This is a genomic window from Amycolatopsis sp. NPDC006131, from assembly GCF_040614175.1.
GTDB lineage: Bacteria > Actinomycetota > Actinomycetes > Mycobacteriales > Pseudonocardiaceae > Amycolatopsis_E > Amycolatopsis_E tucumanensis.
Genome location: NZ_JBEXTX010000229.1, coordinates 1 through 2,908 on the forward strand (window position 1 = coordinate 1; position 2,908 = coordinate 2,908).

The window sequence follows — 2,908 nt, forward strand, 5'->3', positions numbered from 1 at the left end:
CGCCCAGGCCACGGGCATCACCACACCGCTGCTGATCTGGCTGCCGACCGCCCGGCGCGAGGCCGCCGCCCGCCGACTGCTCACCCACGCGTGGCGCGAGCTCGAGGTTCCGCGCGGCGTTCCGGTCGCTACCGCCACGGCCGAGCTGCTCAACCCCGAGGCCGCACCTCCCAGCCCGGCGGACGCGGTGTGGCTGCCCCTGGACAGCCCTCGCGATGGAGCTCGGCGGCGGGCACTGAGTGCGCTCCTCGGCGCCTGGCCGCACGTCAGCGCGCCTGCCGACAGCAACGGCGACCCCCTGAACCAGCCGTCCGCGTCGATGCCACCGCCCTACCCGATGCCGCCCAGCGCGTCGACGCCACGATGACCTCGGGGCCTAAGGTCGCTGTCCTCGCCGCGGTAACCGTCCTGCTCGTCCCGATCCTTGTGGCGGCCGCTGGTGCCGGCGTCGTGGCCGCCGTCATCGGCAGCGGTGGTGCCGCCGCCTGTGCTCCCGTCGGTTCCACCCTCGGCACTGGGGTGGCCGGGTATGGGCCGGAGCAGATGGCCAACGCCGCCACCATCGTCGCCGTCGGCAAGCAGATGCGTGTACCCGAGTACGGATGGGTCATCGCCGTCGCCGCCGCGATGCAAGAGTCCGGACTGACCAATCTCAACTACGGCGACCGCGACAGCCTCGGCCTGTTCCAGCAACGCCCGTCCCAGGGCTGGGGAACACCGGACCAGATCCTCAACCCCACCTACGCCGCCACCCAGTTCTACAACCACCTGCTCCAGGTGCCGAACTGGCAGCAGATGAACCTCGCCTCCGCGGCCCAGGCTGTCCAGCGCTCCGGATACCCGGACGCCTACGCTAAACATGAGCACGGTGCACGGCAGTTAGTCGGCGCACTGCTCGGGGTGACCTGCTCGGGCGCGGGCGGCCCGCTACGCACCGAATGGCCGCCGGAAGAGGCAACCGAGCCGGACCCCACCAGCAACGGTCGCATTACGCCCCGCACCCTGGCGCTCATCCGCGCCCTCCTAGCGGGCGGGATGACCGGTCTGGGCCTGGGGTGCCACCAGGCGCGTCCCGCCAACCCGGCGTCCGACCACCCGCAGGGCCGCGCGTGCGACATCATGTTCGACCCCGAGGACGAGCGATCGGTCGCCGCAGGCTGGCGGGTGGCGAACTGGCTGGTCGCCCACCAAGCGGCCCTCGGGGTGCGGTACCTGATCTGGCAAGGCCTGTACTGGTCCGCCGACAACCCCAGCTGGCAGCCGTACCGCTCCAGCGTCTACGGCTGCCCGAACCCGGCCAACGTCACCGGCTGCCACTACGACCACGTCCATGTCTCGATGTACTGAGTTCAGGTGTCCGGGTTAGACGCACGACAGCAGGCTTGATCACCGTTCAGTAACGAGGAGTAACACCTCGTTCTGAATTTCCGAGTACCTATCAGGTAACACGCCGACGCAAGGGCTATCGGGCAGTGCGGCCTGGAGCCCGTGCCATCCGTGCGCTCGTTGTCTTCCCGTAACACTCGAACCCTGACAGGAAACTGAACATGACCGCTCCACACTTCCCGCCAGCCAGCGGGTATCCCGCGCCCCCGGCGCCACCCAAGAACGGCTTTGGAGTGACCGGCTTTGTGCTTGGCGTTGTCGGCGCTGTTTTTGCTGTGATTCCGATCGTCGGGATTGTCGCGTGGCCGCTGGTCATTCTCGGCCTGGTGTTCTCGGGTATCGCGATCGCGCGCGTGTGGAACGGCACTGCCACCAACAAGGGATTGAGCATCGCCGGTCTTGTTGTCTCTGCGGTGGGGCTCGCGCTGTGCATCGTCTGGGTGGCCGCCTTCAACAAGGCGGTCGAGGACACCCAAAACGCCTTGGGTAATCAATCGCCGACAACACCGGCGTCGACCTACCGGTATCAGGCGCCTCCGACGACCACGACGCCGCCGAAACCGATCGAAAAGGGCGACTTCACGATCGGGTTGAAGACTGTCAGCAAGCAGTGTTTCGGGTCCTACGGCTGCAATCTGGTGGTCGAGCCGACGATCACCTACGCGGGCACCGAGACTCAGATGACGAGCTACGGTACGTGCAGCATCACCTACACGATCACTGGCAACAAAGATGGCGAGGTCGTAGAGACCGCGTACGGGGCCGGAGGGACACAGTTCACGATCTCGCGGACGGTGATCACTACTGCGAATAGCAAGGTGAATCCAGAAGCGTCTGTCACCTCGGTCAGCTGCTCGTGATACGACCGGCCGATGCCGCCGGTATCCGGCTCCAACAGACGCGGTGCCCCAGCCGATGAGGCTGGGGCAACCTACGCGATTGTGCGTTCTCAGGACTGGGACGCGGATTCCTGTTCAGTTGGTGCGAGCGCGAACCGCCGGGGCTTGTCCTTCGTGCGGACTGCAGTGCCGTCGGCGACCAGCTTGTCGAGCGCGTTGCTGACCGCGCCTGAGGATTTGCCGCCCAGCGCTTTGGCGATCGCGGTCGGGCCGAACTCGTCGCCCGGGTGGTCGCGCAGGTAGTCCTCGACCATGCCGCGCAGTGCGCCGGGGGCGAGCCGTTCGGTTTGCTGGCCGTCGCTGCCGACGTTGTCCGTGCTGGTGTCCGGATCGGCGGCCTCTCCGGGCGTGGCTGGCGCAGCCTCCGTGTCGATCCCCTCGTCGGCCTGTGGCTTGCTGGTGGCGGGGCCCTCGCTAGGCGTCTCCTCGGGCGAGTCCGCGGTGCCAGCGGCCTCGGCTGCGGGAGTGAGGTCCTCGGGCTCGGGTGCCTCGGCAACGGACCACAGGTCGGCTGCACGGCGACCGCCTTCGGCGATTCCGGCGGTTCGCGTGACGCTGCCGTCGGTGGCCCAGCGGGCGAGGATCTTCTGGGCGGTCGACTTTCCGATCTTGGCCGTGGCGGA

The 2,908-nt window shown here is 67.8% G+C and carries 3 protein-coding genes and 1 pseudogene; 3 read left to right on the forward strand and 1 reads right to left on the reverse strand.

Annotation, left to right across the window (positions count from 1 at the left end):
- The 3 genes and pseudogenes from ABZ215_RS43535 to ABZ215_RS43545 form a co-directional block, all read left to right on the forward strand.
- Positions 1 to 367, forward strand: a pseudogene (locus tag ABZ215_RS43535) (hypothetical protein); the annotation flags it as partial.
- Between the two features lie 83 nt (positions 368 to 450).
- Entirely contained in the window at positions 451 to 1,347 is an 897-nt protein-coding gene (locus ABZ215_RS43540; protein WP_354956796.1) for a hypothetical protein, read from the forward strand.
- 200 nt (positions 1,348 to 1,547) lie between these two features.
- Positions 1,548 to 2,246 (forward strand): DUF4190 domain-containing protein, encoded by a 699-nt coding sequence (locus ABZ215_RS43545; RefSeq protein WP_354956798.1) that lies wholly within the window; start codon positions 1,548 to 1,550, stop codon positions 2,244 to 2,246.
- An 89-nt stretch (positions 2,247 to 2,335) separates the two neighbouring features.
- Here the strand turns inward: ABZ215_RS43545 and ABZ215_RS43550 are convergent.
- A partial coding sequence (locus tag ABZ215_RS43550; RefSeq protein WP_354956800.1) for a MarR family transcriptional regulator occupies positions 2,336 to 2,908 on the reverse strand: 573 nt, incomplete at its 5' end.